General features: G+C 69.5%; 22 protein-coding genes and 2 tRNA genes. 13 read left to right on the forward strand and 11 right to left on the reverse strand.

The features are described from left to right. The first annotated feature begins 49 nt into the window (after nt 1–49). Nucleotides 50–1,453 carry an FAD-binding oxidoreductase gene (locus TSH58p_RS14530; RefSeq protein WP_109469251.1) on the forward strand — a complete coding sequence of 468 codons (1,404 nt, stop codon included), beginning with the start codon at nt 50–52 and terminating at the stop codon, nt 1,451–1,453. A 45-nt stretch (nt 1,454–1,498) separates the two neighbouring features. Here the strand turns inward: TSH58p_RS14530 and TSH58p_RS14535 are convergent, their stop codons facing one another. Next, nucleotides 1,499–2,380 carry an NAD(P)-dependent oxidoreductase gene (locus tag TSH58p_RS14535; protein ID WP_109469252.1) on the reverse strand — a complete coding sequence of 294 codons (882 nt, stop codon included), beginning with the start codon at nt 2,378–2,380 and terminating at the stop codon, nt 1,499–1,501. Between the two features lie 398 nt (nt 2,381–2,778). Between TSH58p_RS14535 and TSH58p_RS14540 the strand changes: the two genes are divergently transcribed. Next, nucleotides 2,779–3,009: a hypothetical protein gene (locus TSH58p_RS14540; protein ID WP_014241201.1), complete on the forward strand. Its 231-nt coding sequence runs from the start codon at nt 2,779–2,781 to the stop codon at nt 3,007–3,009. Between the two features lie 162 nt (nt 3,010–3,171). Then, nucleotides 3,172–3,348, forward strand: a complete 177-nt coding sequence (locus TSH58p_RS33125; RefSeq protein WP_158282673.1) for a hypothetical protein — start codon at nt 3,172–3,174, stop codon at nt 3,346–3,348. A 28-nt stretch (nt 3,349–3,376) separates the two neighbouring features. Here the strand turns inward: TSH58p_RS33125 and TSH58p_RS14550 are convergent, their stop codons facing one another. Next, nucleotides 3,377–5,512, reverse strand: a complete 2,136-nt coding sequence (locus TSH58p_RS14550) for a hybrid sensor histidine kinase/response regulator (protein ID WP_109469254.1) — start codon at nt 5,510–5,512, stop codon at nt 3,377–3,379. 248 nt (nt 5,513–5,760) lie between these two features. On the opposite strand from TSH58p_RS14550, the gene TSH58p_RS14555 reads away from it, so the two are divergent. Next, nucleotides 5,761–6,150, forward strand: a complete 390-nt coding sequence (locus tag TSH58p_RS14555) for a carboxymuconolactone decarboxylase family protein (RefSeq protein WP_109469255.1) — start codon at nt 5,761–5,763, stop codon at nt 6,148–6,150. Nucleotides 6,151–6,153: 3 nt separating this feature from the next. On the opposite strand, the gene TSH58p_RS14560 is transcribed toward TSH58p_RS14555, so the two are convergent. The 4 genes from TSH58p_RS14560 to TSH58p_RS14575 all read right to left on the reverse strand — a co-directional run bounded on the left by TSH58p_RS14560 (nt 6,154) and on the right by TSH58p_RS14575 (nt 8,172). Beyond that, nucleotides 6,154–6,555, reverse strand: a complete 402-nt coding sequence (locus TSH58p_RS14560) for a hypothetical protein (protein WP_109469256.1) — start codon at nt 6,553–6,555, stop codon at nt 6,154–6,156. Between the two features lie 120 nt (nt 6,556–6,675). Then, a tRNA-Pro gene (locus TSH58p_RS14565) sits at nt 6,676–6,752 on the reverse strand. Nucleotides 6,753–6,969: 217 nt separating this feature from the next. Beyond that, nucleotides 6,970–7,046 (reverse strand) — tRNA-Pro (locus TSH58p_RS14570). Nucleotides 7,047–7,155: 109 nt separating this feature from the next. Next, nucleotides 7,156–8,172 (reverse strand): polyprenyl synthetase family protein, encoded by a 1,017-nt coding sequence (locus TSH58p_RS14575; protein WP_109070114.1) that lies wholly within the window; start codon nt 8,170–8,172, stop codon nt 7,156–7,158. Nucleotides 8,173–8,282: 110 nt separating this feature from the next. Between TSH58p_RS14575 and TSH58p_RS14580 the strand changes: the two genes are divergently transcribed. The 3 genes from TSH58p_RS14580 to TSH58p_RS14590 are packed head-to-tail and all read left to right on the forward strand — an operon-like array spanning nt 8,283 to nt 10,183. Further along, on the forward strand, nt 8,283–8,498 hold the full coding sequence (locus TSH58p_RS14580; protein WP_014241194.1) for a DUF2007 domain-containing protein: 216 nt from the start codon (nt 8,283–8,285) through the stop codon (nt 8,496–8,498). Next, entirely contained in the window at nt 8,498–9,259 is a 762-nt protein-coding gene (locus tag TSH58p_RS14585) for a tRNA1(Val) (adenine(37)-N6)-methyltransferase (protein ID WP_199230128.1), read from the forward strand. The genes TSH58p_RS14580 and TSH58p_RS14585 overlap by 1 nt, the downstream gene beginning before the upstream one ends. A gap of 45 nt (nt 9,260–9,304) precedes the next feature. Next, nucleotides 9,305–10,183, forward strand: a complete 879-nt coding sequence (locus TSH58p_RS14590; RefSeq protein ID WP_109070090.1) for a S49 family peptidase — start codon at nt 9,305–9,307, stop codon at nt 10,181–10,183. A gap of 168 nt (nt 10,184–10,351) precedes the next feature. On the opposite strand, the gene TSH58p_RS14595 is transcribed toward TSH58p_RS14590, so the two are convergent. Beyond that, nucleotides 10,352–10,579 (reverse strand): type II toxin-antitoxin system HicB family antitoxin, encoded by a 228-nt coding sequence (locus TSH58p_RS14595; protein WP_109070091.1) that lies wholly within the window; start codon nt 10,577–10,579, stop codon nt 10,352–10,354. Between the two features lie 183 nt (nt 10,580–10,762). On the opposite strand from TSH58p_RS14595, the gene TSH58p_RS14600 reads away from it, so the two are divergent. The 3 genes from TSH58p_RS14600 (at nt 10,763) to glyS (ending at nt 14,097) form a co-directional block, all read left to right on the forward strand. Continuing rightward, nucleotides 10,763–11,032, forward strand: a complete 270-nt coding sequence (locus tag TSH58p_RS14600) for a hypothetical protein (RefSeq protein ID WP_109070092.1) — start codon at nt 10,763–10,765, stop codon at nt 11,030–11,032. A gap of 88 nt (nt 11,033–11,120) precedes the next feature. Continuing rightward, on the forward strand, nt 11,121–12,008 hold the full coding sequence (locus TSH58p_RS14605; protein ID WP_109070093.1) for a glycine--tRNA ligase subunit alpha: 888 nt from the start codon (nt 11,121–11,123) through the stop codon (nt 12,006–12,008). 1 nt (nt 12,009) lies between these two features. Further along, complete coding sequence (gene glyS, locus TSH58p_RS14610) at nt 12,010–14,097, forward strand: glycine--tRNA ligase subunit beta (protein WP_109070094.1); 2,088 nt, start codon at nt 12,010–12,012, stop codon at nt 14,095–14,097. 206 nt (nt 14,098–14,303) lie between these two features. On the opposite strand, the gene leuA is transcribed toward glyS, so the two are convergent. The 4 genes from leuA to TSH58p_RS14630 all read right to left on the reverse strand — a co-directional run bounded on the left by leuA (nt 14,304) and on the right by TSH58p_RS14630 (nt 18,221). Next, nucleotides 14,304–16,001, reverse strand: coding sequence for a 2-isopropylmalate synthase (leuA, locus tag TSH58p_RS14615; RefSeq protein ID WP_109070095.1), 1,698 nt, complete (start codon nt 15,999–16,001; stop codon nt 14,304–14,306). Between the two features lie 390 nt (nt 16,002–16,391). Continuing rightward, nucleotides 16,392–17,114 carry an LrgB family protein gene (locus tag TSH58p_RS14620; RefSeq protein ID WP_109070096.1) on the reverse strand — a complete coding sequence of 241 codons (723 nt, stop codon included), beginning with the start codon at nt 17,112–17,114 and terminating at the stop codon, nt 16,392–16,394. Beyond that, a complete protein-coding gene (locus TSH58p_RS14625; protein ID WP_109070097.1) occupies nt 17,111–17,485 on the reverse strand; it encodes a CidA/LrgA family protein in 375 nt (124 codons plus the stop codon). Before TSH58p_RS14625 ends, TSH58p_RS14620 begins: the two co-directional genes overlap by 4 nt. A 76-nt stretch (nt 17,486–17,561) precedes the next feature. Then, entirely contained in the window at nt 17,562–18,221 is a 660-nt protein-coding gene (locus TSH58p_RS14630) for an alpha/beta hydrolase (protein ID WP_109070098.1), read from the reverse strand. A 205-nt stretch (nt 18,222–18,426) separates the two neighbouring features. Between TSH58p_RS14630 and TSH58p_RS14635 the strand changes: the two genes are divergently transcribed. From TSH58p_RS14635 to TSH58p_RS14645, 3 genes are read left to right on the forward strand one after another with little or no spacing between them, the layout of a single operon-like run. Beyond that, entirely contained in the window at nt 18,427–18,861 is a 435-nt protein-coding gene (locus TSH58p_RS14635) for a DUF3775 domain-containing protein (RefSeq protein WP_109070099.1), read from the forward strand. Beyond that, nucleotides 18,858–19,595: an SRPBCC family protein gene (locus tag TSH58p_RS14640; protein ID WP_109070100.1), complete on the forward strand. Its 738-nt coding sequence runs from the start codon at nt 18,858–18,860 to the stop codon at nt 19,593–19,595. Before TSH58p_RS14635 ends, TSH58p_RS14640 begins: the two co-directional genes overlap by 4 nt. Continuing rightward, nucleotides 19,592–20,782: a zinc-dependent alcohol dehydrogenase gene (locus tag TSH58p_RS14645; RefSeq protein ID WP_109070101.1), complete on the forward strand. Its 1,191-nt coding sequence runs from the start codon at nt 19,592–19,594 to the stop codon at nt 20,780–20,782. The genes TSH58p_RS14640 and TSH58p_RS14645 overlap by 4 nt, the downstream gene beginning before the upstream one ends. The last annotated feature ends 7 nt before the right edge of the window (nt 20,783–20,789 follow it).

A 20,789-nucleotide genomic window follows, 5' to 3' on the forward strand; every position in this document is an offset into this window, starting at 1 on the left:
CTACCACCGCACGGCATCGTGCCAAAAGGACCCCCGGGGAGATTCGTCCATGACCGCCGTACCCGCCGCCCAGCCTCGCGTCGCCTTCACCGACGAGATGAAGGCCGAGTTCAAGGCCCTGCTTGGGGACCGCTTCACCACCGCCGCGGCGGTGCGCGAGCATCACGGCAAGGACGAGTCCTACCACCCCAACTTCCCGCCCGACGGCGTCGCCTTCGCCACCTCCACCGAGGAGGTCAGCGCCATCGTCAAGCTCTGCGCGAAGCACGGCCTGCCGATCATCCCCTTCGGCACCGGCACCTCGCTGGAGGGCGGCGTCGCCGCGCTGGCCGGCGGCATCTGCGTCGACGTGTCGACCATGAAGGAGGTCCTGCGCGTCAGCCCGGAGGACCTCGACGTCACCGTCCAGGCCGGCGTGACCCGCAAGCAGCTCAACGAGCATCTGCGCGACACCGGCCTGTTCTTCCCCATCGACCCCGGCGCCGACGCCTCGCTGGGCGGCATGGCCTCCACCCGCGCCAGCGGCACCAACGCCGTGCGCTACGGCACCATGCGCGAGAATGTGCTGGGGCTGACCGTGGTGCTGGCCGACGGCCGGATCATCAAGACCGGCGGGCGTGCCCGCAAGTCCGCCGCCGGCTACGACCTGACCCGCCTGTTCGTCGGTGCCGAAGGCACGCTCGGCATCATCACCGAGGTGACGCTGCGCCTCTACGGCATCCCGGAGGGGATCTCGTCGGCGGTGTGCCCGTTCAACGACATCCGCGGCGCCGTGGACACGGTGATCCAGACCATCCAGTCCGGCATCCCCGTCGCCCGCATCGAGCTTCTGGACGAGGTGCAGATGGACGCGGTGAACAAATATTCCAAGCTGGACTACAAGGTCGCCCCGACCCTGTTCTTCGAGTTCCACGGCACCGCCGCCGGGGTGAAGGAGCAGGCGGAGATGGTCGCGTCCATCGCCGCGGAGTTCGGCGGCAGCGAATTCACCTGGGCGACCCGTCCGGAGGATCGCTCCAAGCTCTGGCAGGCCCGCCACGACGGCTATTACGCGGCGCTGGCGCTGCGTCCCGGCTCCAAGGGCTGGCCGACCGACGTCTGCGTGCCGATCTCGCGGCTGGCCGACTGCATCCTGGAGACCAAGAAGGACATCGCCGAATCCTCGATGCTGGCCCCGCTGGTCGGCCATGTCGGTGACGGCAACTTCCACCTCGTCTACGTCATCGACCCCGACAAGCCCGAGGAGCTGGCCGAGGCCAAGCGCCTGAACGACCGCATGGTCGACCGGGCGCTCGCCATGGGCGGCACCTGCACCGGCGAGCACGGCATCGGCTACGGCAAGATGGAGTTCCTGGAGAAGGAGGCCGGCGACGCCTTCGCCGTGATGGGCGAGCTGAAGCGCGCCTTCGACCCGGAAAACCGGATGAACCCCGGCAAGGTCGTCCGCATCTGAGGACAGTGAAAGGGGAGCGCCGCAGCGCTCCCCATCCCCCTCCGTTCAGCGCGTCAGGCGGGTCATCAGGCTGGAGGTGTCCAGCCGGTTGCCGCCCATTCCCTGCACCTCGGCGTAGAACTGGTCGACCAGGGCGGTGACGGGCAGGGTGGCGCCGTTGTTGCGGGCCTCGTCCAGCACGATGCCCAGGTCCTTGCGCATCCAGTCGACGGCGAAACCGAAGTCGAACCTGCCGTCCAGCATCGTCTTGGCGCGGTTGTCCATCTGCCAGGACTGGGCGGCCCCCTTCCCGATCACGTCCACGACCTTGTGGCCGTCCAGCCCGGCCTTCTGCGCGAAGGCCATGCCCTCGGCCAGCCCCTGCAGCAGCCCGGCGATGCAGATCTGGTTGACCATCTTGGTCAGCTGGCCGGCGCCCGCCGGGCCCATGTGGGTGACGGAGCGGCCGTAGCAGGCCATCAGCGGCTGGGCACGGGCGAAGGCGTCGGCGTCGCCGCCCACCATCACCGTCAGCACGCCGTTCTCCGCCCCGGCCTGGCCGCCGGACACCGGCGCGTCGAGGAAGAACAGGCCGCGCTCGCGGGCCAGATCGGCCATCTCGCGCGAGACGGTGGCGGAGACGGTGGAATGGTCGGCGATGATGGTGCCGGGCTTCATGGCGGTCATCGCCTCGCCGGCCACCGCCCGCACGTCGTCGTCACCGCCGACGCAGAGGAAGACCAGCTCGGCGTCGCGGGCGGCCTCGGCCGGGGTGGCGGCGCCGGCCCCGCCGAAGCGGGCGGTCCAGGCCTCGGCCTTGGCGGCGGTGCGGTTGCAGACGGTCACCCGGTGACCGCCCCGGACGGCCAGATGGCCGGCCATGGGAAAGCCCATGGTGCCAAGCCCCAGAAAGGCGACGGAGCGGGAAGCGGTCGCGGTGTCGGCCATGGTCCTGTCTTCCATTGTTGTATCGGCTGCGGATTGTTCTTGTCGGCGATCGCTTTCTGTCGGCGATCGTTTTCTTTCGGCGTCTGCCCTTGGACCGCCAAGCTAGGCCGGGAGCGCGTCCCGATCAAACGCCGTCCGCCGAGTGCCGCGCGATTGCAGTGCGGCGGCCTCCTTCCCCCGTCCGGCATTGCCGGGGAGCGGCACTCTGCCGCGGGAGGCATGACTCTTTCGAACGAGGTTGTCTTGCCGCGCCCTTGCTCCCGGCGCGTGATGTGTTAAGACGTTGAATGCCGGGTTTGCAGCGCAGCACCCGGCCATGCCGGCGCAACGGCGCCGGTGAACCAGGGCAGAGCCGGGGCCGCAAGACCCGGGCCGGAGAACAAGGGAAGGATAGCCGCATGACGAATCAGTCGGGTTTCCAGGATGCGCCGCCGGACGAGCGTTCGAACCTCACGGACGAGCAGGAGAGCGCCATCCGCGTCCTCGCCAACAGCCTGCACCGCCTGAACGACGCCGTCGTCAAGGCCGTGGAAGCCGGCGTGACGGTCGAGCTGATGCGCACCGCCCGCTATCACAACGCGACGGGCAACTGGGGCGACCAGCTCACCCCGATGATCCGCACCAAGTAAGCGGCTCATCCCATCCGACCGGAAGGCCTCCTGTCCGAAAGGACAGGGGGCCTTTTCCTTTTCGGCATGACCCATTCCGTCCCACCATTGTTCCCGTCGCGGTGCGGAACCGCGGCGCCCTTCGCCGGTTCCTTCCATTTGGCCTCCAGCAAGGAAACGGTCATGAAGGACGCTCAGAACCACATCCCGCAGCGTCAGGGCATGAACGACCGCGAAGCGTTCTGGCGCATGCATTGCCTGTCGGAACCGACCTTCACCGACCTCACCCATGGCATCTTCCTGGGGCTGATCTGGTCGGCGGTGCTGTGGGCGCCGATGTTCATCAGCGTCCTGCTCTGACCCGTCCGTCCGGTTGGAACGGCCCCGGTCAGGCGGTCTTCGCGGTGCGGAGCAGGGCGCGGACGCGGGCGGCGAGCTGGTCCGGGGTGAAGGGCTTGGGCAGGACGGCGGCGTCGGCCTTCAGGCCGGTCAGCGATTCGGGGCTGTAGCCGGAAATCAGCAGGACTCGGATGCCGGGCCAGCGCTCCTGGACCCGCCGCGCCAGATCGATTCCCGACACGCCGTAGGGCATCACCACGTCGGTCACGATCGCGTCGAAGGCGGCGTCCTGGTCCAGGATCTCCAGCGCGGCGGCGCCATGGTCGGCGGTCACCACCTCGAACCCCTCCTGCGCCAGCCCCTCCACGGTGGCCATCAGGACCAGCGCGTTGTCCTCGACCACCAGCAGGCGTACCGGTCCGGCCGGCATCGCCTCCGCCGCGTCCGGCACCGCTTCGGCTTCCGGCGCACGGCCGGACACCGGCAGGCTGACGCGGACGACCGTGCCGCGGCGCGGCGCGCTGGAAATGGTGGCGTTGCCGCCCGACTGGCGGGCGAAGCCGTAGACCATCGACAGGCCCAGACCCGTCCCCTTGCCGTGCGGCTTGGTGGTGAAGAAAGGCTCGAAGGCGCGGGCGGCGACCTCCGGCGGCATACCGCTGCCGGTGTCGGCGATCTCCAGAACGGCGAGCGGGCCGTCGGATGTTTCCTCCTGCCGGGCGGCGATGCGGATGCGCCCGCCCGCCGGCATCGCGTCGCGGGCGTTGATCACGAGGTTCAGCACCGCCAGCTCCAGCTGGACCGGATCCACCTCCACCGGCAGCGGCGCGCTGGAAAGCGCCCAGTCCAGGGCGATGTCGGCACGGACGGAGCGTTCCAGCAGATCGGCCATGACCCGCAGGGCGTCCCCCAGATCGATCACCTTGGGGTCCACCGCCTCCTGGCGCGAGAAGGCCAGCAGCTGTCCGGTCAGCGTCCGGGCGCGTTCCAGCGCGGTGCGGGTGCCGTCCAGGTAGCGCGTCCCCTCCGCCGGCAGATGCCGTTCCATCAGATGCAGGTTGGCCAGGGCGGCGGTCAGCAGGTTGTTGAAGTCGTGGGCGACGCCCCCGGTCAGCTGGCCGAGCGCCTCCAGCTTCTGCGACTGGCGCAGCGCGTTCTCCAGGGACTCGCGGGCGCGGGCCTCTTCGGTCCAGCGGCGGATGGCCCCCATCTCGCTGCGCGCGCGGCGCAGCGCCAGCAGGGTGATGCCGACCAGAGCCAGCATCGCCGGCACGGTGAAGGCGGCGTAGAGCAGGACGTTGCGCGCCCAGCCGGCCCGGATCTCGTTGATCGGGATGCCGTAGGTCACGTAGAGCGGGTAGGGCGCCACGTGCATGAAGCCGTTGAGCCTCGCCACGCCGTCCATGCGGCCCCGCGTGCGGAACACGCCCTCGGTCTGCCCGGACGCCATCGCGCCGAGCAGAATGCTGTCCGCGGCATGGCGGGCCTGCCGGTCGCCGGTCGAGGGGTAGCGGACCAGGACCGAGCCGTCGCGGCGGACCAGAGAGATCGACTCCTTCTGACCGGCGACGACGAGCTGATAGAAATCGGTCAGGTAATCGGTCAGCACCGCGGTCAGCAGCACGCCGTTGAACGGCCCTTCCGGTCCCCCGGCGGCGGCGCGGCGGCGCGTGACGTTGAACTGCCGCTTGCCCGACCCGCGCCCCGTGATCGCCTCGCTGACCAGGATGCCGGCGTCGGCCGCCGCCTGGGTGCGGAAATACTCCCGGTCGCCCACATTGATCGACGGGGCCGGGAACAGCCGGTTGTCGTTGCGCACCGCGCCGTTGGGATCGACCAGCCCGACGACGCCGATCTGCGGAAGCTCCTCGACCAGCGTCCTCAGATAGCCGTGCAGGTCGTCGGAACGGCCGATCTCGTCCCAGCTCATGCCGGCGGTCCGCTCGTCCAGCCGGTCCAGGACCTGCTCGACCGTGTCGAAGACCTTCTGCATGTGCTCGTGCAGGATCAGCACGGTCTTGCGGATGTTGCGCTCCGCCTGCGCCTCCTCCTCGTGAAAGTCGCGCCAGGCGATGGCGGTGAACAGCAGGGTTGGAACCAGGACGGAGGCCACCAGAAGGATGCGGAGCAGGCGCACCATTCCTTCCGATTCGGTTGCCAGGGCGTCGAGGTGGCGGAGGGGCATGGGATGGAGGACTTGAAGGCGGGGAGGGTGGCGACAGGGCGGGGCGCCGTGCGCGGGCCATCGGAATTAGGAAGCTATGCCGGTCCGCGGCGGTCGGAGCAACCTGAACTTTCCGGCGCCCCTATGACCTTCAGGGGAAGAGATAGGACGTTGCGACCCTTCGGCGATGGCCCCGCGGGGCGGAAGCGGCGACAATGCCGCGGGATCGAGCCCTGAACTGTGCCCTTCTGCCGTGGAGACCATCAGCCATGCCCCTGAAGCCCATCGAGCACGCCGACGCCGCTCCCGAGGTGCGCGCCGTCTACGACGACATCAAGGCGGCCCGCAACGTGCCGGACGTCAACAATTTCTGGAAGATGGCGGCCCATCACCCGCCGACCCTGAAACGCACCTGGGAGAGCCTGAAGGAGGTGATGGCCCCCGGCGCGCTGGACCCGCTGGTGAAGGAGATGATCTTCGTCGCGGTCAGCGTGACCAACGGCTGCGACTACTGCATCCGCTCGCACGAGGCCGCCGCGCGCCGCGCCGGCATGACCGACGCCCAGTTCGGGGAGCTGATGGCCGTCATCGGCATGGCCAACGAGACCAACCGCCTCGCCAAGGGCTATCAGGTGGAGATCGACGAGGCGCTGAAATAGCCGTCACGCGATGTCGTCGAGGGCGTCCTCCAGCGACGGGTAGATGCCCTCGGCCAGCGAACCGTCCACCCGCACCGGGCGGGGGAGCACGGCCACGGCGTCCAGCGCGCCGCGCAGCGTCAGGCCGGTGACCTCGACGAAGCCGCCGCGGTTGCCGTAGCGTCCGGCGGTCCATTCCGCCCGGTCGGGGTCGCCGGACAGCCTCCCGTTGCAGGTGATCATCTCGTGGGTGTCGTCGCCGCCGCGCCGGTTCCAGGCCATGCCGCCGCCGATATCGCGCGGGCGGAAGCCCTGCGGCTGGACCAGGTCGCGCACCGCGCGGGACACCACCACCGCCTTGGGGTCGATCTCCGTCCCCACCGGGCCGCCCGCCGCCTGGGGTTCCTGTCCGATCGCCTGTTCCATGGGTCCGCTCCCCGTCTGTGTCGCCTTCCAAAGGACAACAGGCGGGAGCGCGGCCTGTGCCGCGGCGGCGGGCCGGAAAAGCGAAAGGGCCGATGCGTCGCCGCATCGGCCCTTTCAATTTGGTCGGAGAGAGAGGATTCGAACCTCCGGCCCCTGCCTCCCGAAAGCAGTGCTCTACCAGGCTGAGCTACTCTCCGGTCCGTCGGTGCCGCCGTTGCCAGCGTCGCCGTGGAGCGGGTGTATAGACCCATTGCCCGCGGGCTGCAATGGGAATAAGCGGCATTTGCGGTATGTTTTTTTGCCGGGTCGCGAAAGCCGGCGGGAAGGCCGCCGCACGGCTGGTTGGGCGGGCCGGAAAAGCGAAAGGGCCAAAAGCGAAAGGGCCGATGCGTCGCCGCATCGGCCCTTTCAATTTGGTCGGAGAGAGAGGATTCGAACCTCCGGCCCCTGCCTCCCGAAAGCAGTGCTCTACCAGGCTGAGCTACTCTCCGGTCCGTCGGTGGCGCCGTGGCCGGCGTCACCGTGGGCCGCGTATATAGCCGCTCGATCCAGGGGCTGCAACGTGAAAATCATCCCCCGCGGCGAAAAAGTTCCCAAAGCTCAGAAATCGCGCTCGATCACGAAATCCAGCACCTCCAGCAGGGCGGTCTTCACCGGGGTATCCGGGAACAGGCCCAGCGCGTCGCGCGCGATGGAGCCGTAGTGGCGCGCGCGCTCCACGGTGTCCTTCAGCGCGTTGTGCTTGGCCATCAACTCCTGGGCGCGCTCCAGATCGCCCTCCTGCTGGTCCAGCTCCTCCATGGTGCGGCGCCAGAAGGCCCGCTCCTCGTCGTTGCCGCGGCGGAAGGCCAGCACGACCGGCAGGGTGATCTTGCCCTCGCGGAAGTCGTCGCCGACCGTCTTGCCCAGCTTCGCCTGGAAGGCCGAATAATCCAGCACGTCGTCGACGAGCTGGAAGGCGATGCCCAGATTCATGCCGTAGTCGTAGAGCGCCAGTTCCTCGGCCTGCGGGCGGGCGGCCACCACGGCGCCGACGCGGCAGGCGGCGGCGAACAGCTCCGCGGTCTTGGCCTTGATGACCTCCAGATAGGCCTGCTCGCTGGTCTCGGTGTCGTTGGTGGTGCGCAGCTGCAGCACCTCGCCCTCGGCGATCACCGCGGACGCCTTGGACAGGATGCGCAGCACGTCGAGCGACCCGACCTCCACCATCAGCTCGAAGCTGCGGGAGAACAGGAAGTCGCCGACCAGCACGCTGGCCTTGTTGCCGAACACCGCGTTGGCCGAGGCGAGGCCGCGGCGCAGGTCGCTCTCGTCCACGACGTCGTCGTGCAGCAGGGTGGCGGTGTGGATGAACTCCACCACCGCGGCCAGCATCTTGTGATCCTCGCCCTTGTAGCCGCACAGCTCGGCGGCGGCGAGGGTGAGGACGGGACGCAGGCGCTTGCCGCCGGCGGCGATGAGATAGCCGGCAAGTTGCGGGATCATATCGACGGACGAATGCATCCGCTGGACGATGATCTCGTTCACCGCGCTCAGGTCATCGGCCACCAGGGCGGTCAGATCGTCGAGCGGGGTGGACTTCCGCCGTTTCGGCTCGAGGTTGGTCACGACCGCCAAGGTCGACTCCAATGATGATTGACGTGACGAATTCCGGCAGGGAGCATAACGGCATAGCCTCTTCGGTCAAGTCCGCAAGGCGAATAAGGGCACAGAACAGCCGGGATTTCATGAAGGAACTGCTGCGCACCACCGATCCGGTCCGTCTGAGCTGGCTTCTCGCCCTGCTGACCGACGCGGGAATCGAGGGGATCGTGCTGGACACCCACACCAGCATCCTGGAGGGCTCCATCGGCGCCATCCCCCGCCGCCTGATGGTGGCCGAGGAGGATCATGCCGCCGCCTGCCGCCTGCTGCGCGACGCCGGGGAGGAGCTGGGGGCGTGATGGCGGAGAGCGACGGGGCGTTCGACACGCTTCTGAACGGGCGCGTCCGCCTGCACCAGCCGCAGGCCGGTTACCGCGCCGCCGTCGACCCGGTGCTGCTCGCCGCCTTCACCGCCGCCGGGCCGGGGGAGCGGGTGCTGGACGTCGGCACCGGCACCGGGGCGGCGGCGCTGTGCCTCGCCGCCCGTGTGCCGGGCGTCGCTGTCGTCGGGCTGGAGAAGCGGGCGGAGGCGGCGGAGTTCGCCCGGCGCAACGTTGCCCTCAACGGGACGGCCCTCAACGGGATGGGCGACCGGGTGAGCGTCCTTGACGGCGATCTGCTGGCCCCGCCGCCGGAGCTGCTTCCCGGAACGTTCGACCGGGTGATGATGAACCCGCCCTACCTGCGCGCCGGGGCGGCCAGCGTCCCGCCCGATCCCTGGAAGGCCGCCGCGAACGTGGAGGGGGAGGCGGGCCTGGCCGACTGGGTGCGCTTCGCCAGGGCCATGCTGAAGCCACGCGGCACGCTGACCATGGTCCACCGGGCCGACCGGGTGGACGAGATCCTGGCCGCGCTCCACGGCGCCCGATTCGGCTCCCTGACGCTCGTCCCGCTCTGGCCCAGGCCGGCGGAGGAGGCGCGGCGCATCCTGCTGGCGGCGCAAAAGGGGGGGCGCTCGCCGGCGCGATTCACCGCCGGGCTGGTGCTGCACGGCCCCGATGGCGCCTACAGCGCGCAGGCGCAGAGGATTCTGCGCGACATGGAGCCGCTGATCGCTTAAGCCGGTTCTTTCAATCCGGCGTCAGCGCCACCATTTCAACCGGCGATGAACATGACGAAGCTGCTCGCCAAACTCCCGTTCGGCCCCTGGCGCGACGCCGGGCCGATCGTGTCCGTCCTCCGCCTGTCCGGTGTCATCGGTCAGGCCGGAGCCTTCCGCCAGGGCCTGACCATGTCCAACATGGCCGGGCTGATCGAGCGCGCCTTCGCGCCGAAGGGTCAGGCGGCGGTGGCGCTGGTCGTCAATTCGCCCGGCGGATCGCCCGTGCAGTCGGCGCTGATCGCCAAGCGCATCCGCGACCTCGCCACCGAGAAGAAGGTGCCGGTCTTCGCCTTCTGCGAGGACGCGGCGGCGTCCGGCGGCTATTGGCTGGCCTGCGCGGCGGACGAGATCTGGGCCGACGAGAGCAGCATCCTGGGCTCCATCGGCGTGGTGTCCGCCGGCTTCGGCGCGCACGCGTTCATCGAGCGCTACGGCATCGAACGGCGGCTCTACACCGCGGGCGACAAGAAGGTGATCCTCGACCCCTTCTCGCCGGAGCGGGAGGACGGGGTGGCCCATCTGAAGGCGATCCAGGCGGAGATCCACGACGCCTTCAAGGCCATGGTGCGCGACCGCCGCGGCGCCCGCCTGTCCGGGTCGGAGGAGGAGCTGTTCTCCGGTGCCTTCTGGGCGGGGCGGCGCGCCCTGGAACTCGGGCTGATCGACGGCATCGGCGACCTGCGCACCGTGCTGCGGGGCCGTTTCGGCGAGAAGGTCCGCCTGCGGGTGGTGCAGGAGGACCGGCGCTGGTTCCGCCGCATGGGCTTCCGCGTGGCGGCTCCGGTGGGCGTGAGCGCTCTGGACAGCCTCGCGGCGGACCTCCCCGCGGCGGCGCTGTCCGCCGTCGAGGAGCGGGCGCTCTGGTCGCGCTACGGTCTTTGAGTTTTTCTGCTTGTGGTCGCCTTGGTGCCCCCACCCTGACCCTCCCCCGCTATCGCAGGGGAGGGGATTGAGGGTCGTGCAGCGGAGTTCCCTCCCCTGCGCAGCGGGGGAGGGCTAGGGTGGGGGCCAAGTGCGAGGGCTTATGCCCCGTTACTGGGCTCCACGATCTTACTGGGTGACTTCGCGCAGGCGTTCGGACGGCGGCGGGACCGGCTCCCCGGCGCGGCGGGCGTTCTCGATCCAGGCGGCGATGGCGTCGAGCGCCGCCGTGCTGGCGTCGGCAGGAGTGGCGCCGCCCGCGGTGCAGCCCGGCAGGTCGGGCACCTCGGCCACATAGCCGACGCCCTGTTCCGGAGGCAGGGGGCGGACGATGACCGGATAGGCGCTGGCGTTCATGACGTTGCGTCTCCTCTGCGCACGGTTTTCACCCATTAGGTGCCGCTTCCGCTGCGGACGACAAGGATTCTTTGCGCTGGACGGGGCGCTTCTTTCGAAGTTCGATCCATTTTCGAGAGGTCAGCCGTTCGGGGTGAAGGCCACTCTTGACCGGGCGGCCCCGCACCCCCTAATCCTGCTTCCATGTTCAGCTTGTCCAAGATCCTCTTCCTGATCCTGGTGATCGGCGCCGTGTGGTTCGGTTGGCGCTGGTACAACCGCGTCGGCGCGGTCGGCCGGGAGCGCCTGCGCGAGCGGGAGCGTCGCGGCTCCGGAAAGCCCACCGCCACCAGCGGCGGCGGGCCGGCCCAGGTGGCTGCCGAGGACATGGAGAAGTGCCCGGAATGCGGCGCCTACGTCGCCCCGCGCTCCGCCGTGGCCTGCGGCCGGCCGGTCTGCCCTTACGGGCGCTGAACCTTAAACCCAGGCGGGCGCTTGATTCCGGGAATACCGCCGCGTATCGTGCGGCGCGTTTTTCCACACCAATCATAAGTGACCGCCGATGGCCTCCCCGAGCGGGTCTTCCCAAGACAGCCGCGGCCTGTCCTTTCAGGCCCTGATCCTCAAGCTCCACCAGTTCTGGTCGGAGCAGGGCTGCGTGATCCTCCAGCCCTACGACATGGAGGTGGGTGCGGGCACCTTCCACCCGGCGACGACGCTGCGCGCCCTCGGCCCGCAACCGTGGAAGGCGGCCTATGTGCAGCCCTCGCGCCGCCCGAAGGATGGCCGCTACGGCGAGAACCCGAACCGGCTCCAGCACTACTACCAGTATCAGGTGATCCTGAAGCCCTCGCCGGCCAACCCGCAGGAGCTGTATCTGGAAAGCCTGAAGGTGCTGGGCATCGACCCGTCGCTGCACGACATCCGATTCGTCGAGGACGACTGGGAAAGCCCGACGCTGGGCGCCTGGGGCCTCGGCTGGGAGGTCTGGTGCGACGGCATGGAGGTTACCCAGTACACCTACTTCCAGCAGGTCGGCGGCATCGAGTGCGACCCGGTCGCGGTCGAACTGACCTACGGGCTGGAGCGTTTGGCGATGTATGTGCAGGGCGTGGAGAACGTCTACGACCTGGACTTCAACGGGCAGGGCGTCAAATACGGCGACGTGTTCAAGCGCGCCGAGGTCGAGTATTCGGCCCACAACTTCGAGCACGCCAACACCGACATGCTGCTCCAGCATTTCAAGGACGCCGAGGCGGAGTGCCAGTCGCTGATCGCCAAGGGCGTCGCGCTGCCGGCCTACGACCAGTGCATCAAGGCGTCTCACCTCTTCAACCTGCTGGACGCGCGCGGCGTCATCAGCGTCGTGGAGCGCGCCGCCTACATCGGCCGCGTGCGCGCGCTGGCGAAAGCCTGCTGCGAGGCGTGGACCGCCGGGGGGCCCAAGTAACATGCCCGAACTTCTGATCGAATTCTTCTCCGAGGAAATCCCGGCCCGCATGCAGGCGCGCGCGGCGGACGACCTCAAGCGCCTCGTCACCGAGAAGCTGGCCGCCAACGGCCTGTCCTTCGGCACGGCCGAGGCCCATTCCACCCCCCGCCGCCTCGCGCTGGTGATCGACGGCCTGGCCGAGCGCACCGCCGACGTCCGCGAGGAGAAGAAGGGGCCGCGCGTCGGCTCGCCCGAGCAGGCGGTCGCCGGCTTCCTGAAGTCCGCCGGCCTGACCAGCCTCGACCAGTGCGAGCAGCGCGACACCGGCAAGGGCGTCTTCTACTTCGCCGTGGCGGAGAGGAAGGGCCGCGCCACCGCGGAGGTTCTGGCCGAGATCATCCCGGCGGTCATGGGCGACTTCCCCTGGCCGAAGTCGATGCGCTGGGGCACCGGCACGGTGCGCTGGGTGCGCCCGCTGCACTCGATCATCGCCCTGTTCGGCGGCGCCGTGCTGGAGGGCTCGTTCGACCTGGGCGGCGCGCAGGGCAAGCTGGTGTTCGGCAACAGCACCCGCGGCCACCGCTTCCTGTCGCCGGACGCCTTCACGGTCACCGACTTCGCCGACTACAAGGCCAAGCTGCGCGCCGCCCATGTCGTGCTCGACCGCGCCGAGCGCAAGGCCAAGATCAAGGCCGACGCCGAGGCGCTGGCGGCGACGGAGGGGCTGACCCTCTCCCCCGACGACGGGCTGCTGGAGGAGGTCGCCGGCCTCGTCGAATGGCCGGTCGCCCTGGTCGGCACCATCGACGAGAAGTTCATGGACGTGCCGTCGGAGGTCCTCATCACCTCCATGCGCACGCATCAGAAGTATTTCGCGCTGCTGGACAAGGCCGGAAAGATGGCCCCGCGCTTCGTCGTGGTCGCCAACACGGTGACGGCGGACGGCGGCAAGGCCATCGTCGCCGGCAACGAGCGCGTGCTGCGCGCCCGCCTGTCCGACGCCAAGTTCTTCTGGGACCAGGACCGCAAGACGAAGCTGGAAGACCGCGTGTCCAAGCTGGGCGCCATCACCTTCCACGCCAAGCTCGGCACGGTGGCGGAGAAGGTCACGCGCGTCCAGGTGCTGGCCGCCGAGATCGCCCGCGCCATCGGCGCCGACGCGGACGCCGCGACCCGCGCCGCCCTGCTGTCCAAGGCGGACCTCGTGACCGAGGTGGTCGGCGAGTTCCCCGAGGTCCAGGGTATCATGGGCCGCTACTACGCGCTGGGCGAGGGCGAGAACCCCGCAGTCGCGGAGGCCATCGCCGAGCATTACAAGCCGCTCGGGCCCTCCGACAGCTGCCCGACCGCTCCGGTGTCGGTCGCCGTGGCGCTGGCCGACAAGCTCGACACGCTGGTCGGCTTCTTCGCCATCGACGAGAAGCCCACGGGCTCGAAGGACCCGTATGCCCTGCGCCGCGCCGCGCTGGGCATCATCCGGCTGATCCTGGAGAACGGGCTGCGGCTGAACCTGACGCAGCTGTTCAAGGCCGCGCACGGCGCCTACACGGTCGGCGGTTTCGCCGCCGCCGATGGCGTCGCCACCGACCTGATGGCCTTCTTCGCCGACCGCCTGAAGGTCACGCTGCGCGACCAGGGCGTGCGGCACGACCTCGTGGACGCGGTGTTCGCTCTGGGCGGCGAGGACGACCTCGTCCGTCTGCTGGCCCGCGTGAAGGCGCTCCAGACCTTCGTCGGGTCGGAGGAGGGAGCGAACCTGCTCGCCGCCTACAAGCGCGCCAGCAACATCGTCCGCATCGAGGAGAAGAAGGACGGCAAGGCCTACGACCAGCCGGTCGATCCGGCCCTGCTGACGCTCGCGGAGGAAAAGGACCTCTACGGCGCCCTGTCCGGCGCCGGCGAGACGGCCCGGCCGCTGCTGGCGCAGGAGGACTTCACCGGCACCATGGCGGCGCTGGCCCGCCTGCGCGGCCCGGTGGACGCCTTCTTCGACAAGGTGACGGTGAACGCCGAGCAGGCCGACCTGCGCGCCAACCGCCTGCGGCTGCTCAGCCAGATCCGGGCGACGCTGAACGCGGTCGCGGATTTCTCGCGCATCGAGGGGTGATGGGGCAGGGGGTGCCGCACGGTGCCCCCACCCTCCCACGCTTGCGCGTGGGTCCCTCCCTCCCCCGCTGCGCAGGGGAGGGCCAAGTTTCCCTCCCCTGCGCAGCGGGGGAGGGTCAGGGTGGGGGCCCGTTTCGGACACTCCCTACCATCCCAACAAAAAAGGGGCGCCCCACCGGGCGCCCCTTTCTCATGTCCCTGAACCCCTTACCGGACGGCGCGGTTCGCGGCGCTGACCAGGGCGCGCAGCGAGGCGGTCACGATGTCCGCGTCCATGCCGACGCCGAACAGGGTGCGCTCGTCCTTGGTCTTCACCTCGACATAGGCGCAGGCCTGGGCGTCCTCACCCTCGCCGACGGCGTGCTCGCGGTAGTCCACCACATGCAGGTCGATGCCGGCACCCTGGCGCAGCGCGTCCAGGAAGGCGTCGATCGGACCTTTGCCCGAGCCCTTCAGCGTGCTGACCACGCCGTCGCGCGACACCACCACGTTCAGCACGCGGGCGCCGGAGTTCGGGCCGCGCGGCTCGGTCGAATGCTCGATCAGGGCCAGCGGGGCGTCGATGTCCAGATACTCCGCCTTGAAGGCGTTGTGGATGTCGGCGGGGGCCAGCTCCTTGCCGGTCTCGTCGGCGATGCGCTGCACCGTCTTGGAGAACTCGATCTGCAGGCGGCGCGGGATCTGGATGCCGTAGTCCTTCTCCAGCACATAGGCGATGCCGCCCTTGCCCGACTGGCTGTTGATGCGGATCACCGCCTCGTAGCTGCGGCCCAGGTCCTGCGGGTCGATGGGCAGGTACGGAACCTCCCACGTGCCGTGGTTGGACTTGGCCAGCGCCTTCAGGCCCTTGTTGATGGCGTCCTGGTGCGAGCCGGAGAAGGCCGTGAAGACCAGCTCGCCCGCGTAGGGGTGGCGCGGATGGACGGGCAGCTGCGTGCAGTATTCGGCGACGCGGACGATCTCGTTGATGTCGTCGATGCGCAGCTCCGGATCGACGCCCTGGGTCAGCAGGTTCAGCGCCAGCGTGATCACGTCGACGTTGCCGGTGCGCTCGCCGTTGCCGAACAGGGTGCCTTCCACGCGGTCGGCGCCGGCCAGCATGCCCAGCTCCGCCGCCGCGACGCCGGTGCCGCGGTCGTTGTGCGGGTGCAGGGAGATGATCGCCGCGTCGCGGTTCTTCATGTTGCGGCAGAACCACTCGATCTGGTCGGCGTGGATGTTCGGGGTGGACATCTCCACCGTCGCCGGCAGGTTCAGGATGACCTTGTTCGCGGCGTCGGCGCCCCAGGTCTCCATCACCGCCTCGCAGATCTCCAGGGCGAACTCCAGTTCGGTCCCGGTGAAGCTCTCCGGCGAATATTGCAGGACGATCTCGGTCTCCGGATGCTCGGCGGCCAGTTGCTTGATCAGCTTGGTGCCGGCGACCGCGATGTCGACGATGCCCTGGCGGTCCAGCCCGAAGACGACGCGGCGCTGCAGCTCCGAGGTGGAGTTGTACAGGTGGACGATGGCGCGCTTGGCGCCCTTGATGCCCTCGAAGGTGCGGCGGATCAGCTCCTCACGCGCCTGGGTCAGCACCTGGATGGTCACGCCGTCGGGGATCTTGCCGCCCTCGATGATCTCGCGGCAGAAGTCGAAATCGGTCTGCGAGGCGGCGGGGAAGCCGATCTCGATCTCCTTGAAGCCCATCTTCAGCAGCGCGTCGAACATCGCGCGCTTGCGATCCGGACCCATCGGCTCGATCAGCGCCTGGTTGCCGTCGCGCAGGTCCACCGAGCACCAGACCGGGGCCTTCCCGATGGTCCGGTTCGGCCACTGGCGGTCGGTCAGCTTCACCGGGGCGAAGGGGACATACTTCTCGTGCTTGGCAGAAGTGGCGGCGGCGGGGGTGGCGATGTGGTTCATGACGCTTCGTGATCCCTTGGGAGCCCCGGTTTTCGTTGCGGGGCGTTGTCTCGTGTCGTGTGGGGACCGGCGGGACTACGGTCGCCGAGCTGCCGGGCGGCTCAGCGACCGTTCCTAAGTCGCAGCCCCGGCCCCAGCCGGGAGACACGCTTCGCCCCGCAAGGGCGCGTGCCGAAATGGCGCGTGCAATAGGTGCTCATGGGAAAACTGACACTTCGACCAGGGAACAGGGCAGACGAACGCGGACGACCCGGACGCTCAAAGCGCCGGGGTGATAAGTCGCAGAAGGGCGTTCGTGTGGTCGATGCGGATCATGGGCCACACTGTGCGCAGGCAGGCTTGCTGTGTCAAGCCACGATTCCATGAAATCTTCTTTCGCGAAGCGGGGCTTCACGTGAAGAACAGGCGGTAGAGGACGGGCAGGAGGATGGCCGTCACCAGCCCGTTCAGCCCCATCCCCAGACCGGCGAAGGCCCCAGCCACCTCGTTCACCTGAAGCGCGCGAGCGGTGCCGATGCCATGGGCGGCCACCCCCAGGCCGAAGCCGCGCGCCCGCCAGTCCGTCACCCGGACGAGGTTCAGCACCCAGGTGCCGAAGGAGGCGGCGATGATCCCGGTCAGGATCACGAAGACCGCGGTGAGGGAGGGCAGGCCGCCGATCTGCTCCGACACGCCCATGGCGATGGGGGAGGTCACCGACTTCGGCGCCAGCGACAGCATGGTGCGCTCCGACGCGCCGAGCGCCCAGGCGATGGCGACGGCGCTCAGCGCCGAGGCGGCGGAGCCGGTCAGCAGGGCGACCAGCAAAGCGACGGCGGAGCGCCGGACCTGCTGGAACTGGCGGTAGAGCGGAACCGCCAGCGCCACCGTGGCGGGGCCGAGCAGGAAATGGACGAACTGCGCGCCGTCGAAATAGGTGCGGTAGTCGATCCCCGCCACCATCAGCGCCGCGGCGATCAGCAGCACCGCGATCATCACCGGGTTCAGCGCGGGCCGCCGTCCGAACCGCTCGAACACCCACATCCCCGCCTGATAGGCGGCCAGCGTCAGGGTCAGGCCGGCGAGCGGGCTGGCCGACAGATAGACCCAGATCTCGTGGAAATCGGGGCTCATCGGGCGTCCTCCCCATCGCCGGTTTCCGCATCGGGACCACGGCGGCTGAGGGCGCTCATCACCCAGGCGGTCAGGGCGACGCCGATCAGCGTGCTGCCCAGCAGGGCGGCGGCGATGGGCAGGGCCTCCGCCTCCAGCCGGTTCAGATGCGCCATCACCCCGACGCCCGCCGGAACGAAGAGAAGCGACAGGTGGCGCAGGATGCCGCCCGCCGTCTCCTGCAGCGGCTCCGGCACGCCGCCGCGGACCAGCAGGCCGACGAACAGCAGGACCATGCCGATCACCGGCCCCGGCACGGGCAGATGCAGCAGGCGGGCTGTCAGTTCCCCCGCCAGCTGGCAGGAGAGAAGAAGGGTCAGGGTGCCGAGCATCGGCAGGCTCCGGGCTTTTCGGGGGAGGTGGCCGCAGCCTAATCCCGGAGGGTGCCGTGGGGGGAGAGGATATGCCCTACCGCTCCAGCAGTTGAGCCTTGAGCCAGTCGCGCACCTCGCGGCAGACGGCCTCGGCGGTCTCGTCCAGTCCGTGGCCGGCGCCGGGCATCAGGACCAGCTTCTTCGGCTCGCGCGCCATGCGGTGGACGTGGATGGAGCACATCGGCGTCAGCCTCTCGTCGGCCTCGCCATGGACCAGCAGCACCGGGCAGCTCAGGTCCGCAACGGCGTCGGTGCCCAGCCCCTGGGTGGCCAGCGTCACCACCGTGCAGACCGCGCCGCGGTTGGAGGCCGCCGCTTGGATCGCCACCGCCCCGCCGAAGGAGTGGCCAACCAGCGCGACATGGTGGATGCCGATCCGGCCGAGGAAGGTCAGGCCGCACAGCGCGTCGTAGACGGCCTCGTCCAGCGCGCGCGGGTTGCGGTAACGCAGGCGCAGCGAGGCGATGCCGTGCTCCCTGAGATCCTCCGCCAGCCGTGGATAGAGTCCATGGGCCGGCGAGTCGAAGCCGCCGCCGACACCCCCCAGCCAGATGACGCCCAGCGTCCCCGCCGCCTTGTGGCCGTCGGGGGCGGCGTGGAGGCGGGCCTCCACGGTGCCGCGGTCGGTCTCCAGGCGCACGGGGGCGAACGCCTCGTCCACGATCTCGCCGATCTGCGCCGACAGGAGCGGCATGGCTGTTCTCCGGCTTGCCAGGGTCTTGCAGGGGTTAACAAGCCATCGGGCATCTCCGTTGCTCCGGCCTGTTGCTCCGGAACCTCGCCGCACCGTCTCCGGTTGTGCCGGGAGGCGGTCCGCGACACGGGCCGCTTTCGCGACGAACCCCCAGCCCGGCTGTTGGCGTCGGGCAAAGCCGTGCAACTGAAAAGAAGTGCGACACATGCTCAAACAGATTTCGGTCGATACCGTGAAGCAGGCCGCCGACCTCGCGTACGAGGCCGTGGCCGACCGCCAGCGTTTCCTCGCGGGAATGCGCAACATCGACCTCGGGGAGCAGAGCAGCGAACGCGGTTCCCGGAACCCGACCGATCTCGACGCCCTCAGCATCCTGTCCTCCGACGCCAGCGGTGCGCTGAACCAACTCCAGAAGATGCTGGAGGACCTGACGCCCGAACAGCGGATGGAACTGCGCGCGGTCATGTTCGTGGGGCGCGGCGACTTCGCCGGGAACCAGTGGGACCGTGCGCTCGACGAGGCCGGTCGGGCGCCCGACGCCACCCACTACACCGACATCGCGGAGCGCATCGACCTGCACGACGACCTGATGAAGGGGCTGTACGAGCTGGACCTGCTGAAGAAGAAGGACGGGCAATGACCAGAGGCCGGGACGGCGGGCGGCGCATCGACGGCTCCGCCGGGACGCTCGAACGCTGGGCCGCCATCCTCGGCGGCACGGCGCTGGGTTTCGCCGGGGCGCGGCGGGGAAGCTGGGCGCTGGCCGCGCTCGGCGGCGGGCTGTTCCTCGCCGGGGCGGCGGGGGTTCCACTGTCCAGCCCGCTGCGGCAGGCGGCGCTGCCGGCGCTGCGCCGGGAGCCGACGACCACCCAGGCGAACGTCACCATCGCGGTCCCGGCCGACAAGCTGTTCCGCCACTGGCGCAACGTCCGCCATCTTGCGGCGCTGTTCCCCCACCTCGACGCCGTGGAGATCCTGTCCGACATGGAAAGCCGCTGGAAGGCCCATGGCCCCGGCGGCGTTCCGGTGGTCTGGAACAGCCGGTTGGACAAGGTGAGGGAGAACGAACTCATCACCTGGCACACGCTGGAGGGGGCGGACCTGCCGCACCGCGGCACCGTCCTGTTCCGTCCGGCGCCGGGCGGCCGCGGGACGGAGGTCAGCCTGACGCTGGCCTACCACCCGCCGGGCGGCGCCGGTGGCGACGCCGTGTCCCGCCTGTTCGGCGCCGCGCCGGAGCAGCAGGCGCGCGAGGCGCTGCGCCGCCTGAAGCGGATCATGGAGGTTGGGGCGCTTCCCACCATCGACGGCCAGCCGAGCGGGCGGGCCGAGCGGGGCGGGGCCGAAGCGCGACTGCGGGAGGTGACGGGATGAGGGCGCTCTGCTGGAACGGCGTGAACGACCTGCGGGTGGAGCGGGTGCCCGACCCCAGGATCCTCGGCCCGCAGGACGCGATCATCAAGGTCGGCCTGTCCTCGGTCTGCGGGTCGGACCTGCACCTGATCGGCGGCCACGTCCCGACCATGCGGGCCGGCGACATCATCGGCCATGAATTCCTGGGCGAGGTGGTGGAGAAGGGGCCGGAGGTGACGCGGCTGAACCGCGGCGACCGGGTGATCACCGTGTCGATCATCGGCTGCGGCAAATGCTGGCACTGCCAGCAGGAGGAGTTCTCGCTCTGCGACAACTCCAACCCGCAGCCGGCCTTCGAGGAGTCGGCCTACGGACACTGCACCGCCGGCATCTTCGGCTACAGCCACGCCTTCGGCGGCTATGCCGGAAGCCACGCCGAATACATCCGCGTCCCCTTCGCCGACACCAACTGCTTCCGCGTGCCGGAGGGGGTGACGGACGAGCAGGCGGTCTTCGTCTCCGACGCCGTGCCGACCGGCTACATGGCCGCCGACATGGGCAACATCAAGCCGGGCGACGTGGTGGCCGTCTGGGGCTGCGGCGGCGTCGGCCAGATGGCGATGAAGAGCGCTTTTCTGTTGGGGGCGGAGCGGGTGATCGGCATCGACCGCTTTCCCGACCGTCTGCGCGCCGCCCAGATGAAGGCGGGGGCGGAGACGCTGGATTACAGCCGCGTGGACATTTACGACGCCCTGCTGGCGATGACCGGCGGGCGCGGGCCGGACGTCTGCATCGACGCGGTGGGCATGGAGGCGGACAGCGGCGGCCCGGCCAACAGGGGTCTGGCCATCGAAGACCTGTACGACCGCAGCAAGCAGGCCCTGCGGCTGGAGAGCGACCGGCCCGCCGTCCTGCGCCAGATGATCCAGTGCTGCCGCAAGGGCGGGACCCTGTCCATCGTCGGCGTCTATGGCGGGCTCATCGACAAGTTCCCGATGGGGGCGGCGATGAACAAGGCGCTGACCCTCCGCATGGGCCAGCAGCACGGCCAGCGCTACGTCAAGCGCCTGTTCGCCCACATCGAGAAGGGCGACCTCGATCCGTCCTACCTGTTGACCCACAAATGGGCGCTCGACGACGCACCGCAGGGTTACCGCATGTTCAAGGACAAGGCCGACGACTGCATGCGGGTCGTCTTCACGCCGTGACGGGGAG

It is taken from the genome of Azospirillum sp. TSH58, assembly GCF_003119115.1.
Lineage (GTDB): Bacteria > Pseudomonadota > Alphaproteobacteria > Azospirillales > Azospirillaceae > Azospirillum.